The 303-nt window shown below is 64.7% G+C and carries 1 pseudogene; it reads right to left on the bottom strand.

The features are described 5' to 3' along the window. Positions 1-303: pseudogene (locus EN884_RS38430) on the bottom strand (helix-turn-helix domain-containing protein); the annotation flags it as partial.

The following is a 303-nucleotide window of genomic DNA, read 5'->3' as shown; positions in this document are numbered from 1 at the left end:
GAACTCGCCCTTGTAGTCGGCACACCAAAGATCGTTAGGGCGACAGCCGTTTGAAAGTGGTGTCCCCGTCGCCCTGTTGCGCCTGCGCTTGCGGCGCTCGACCATGCCGTGGCGGTCGAGCACGGCATGCACGGCCGAGATCGCGGGCCGGTGCACATCCGGATACAGCCGGGCCAGCCGCTCGCGTATCTTCGGCGCACCCCATGTCGGCTTGTCTTGCTTGAGGCGCACAATCAGCTTCTCGATTTGAAACGGAAGCTGATTGGCGTGGCGATAGGGCCGCCGCGATCGGTCCGTCAGCCC

The sequence above is a fragment of the Mesorhizobium sp. M7A.F.Ca.AU.001.01.1.1 genome (genome assembly GCF_004022735.1).
In the GTDB taxonomy this organism is placed as follows: domain Bacteria; phylum Pseudomonadota; class Alphaproteobacteria; order Rhizobiales; family Rhizobiaceae; genus Mesorhizobium; species Mesorhizobium ciceri.
This window is presented reverse-complemented; position numbering and strand designations above follow the sequence as displayed.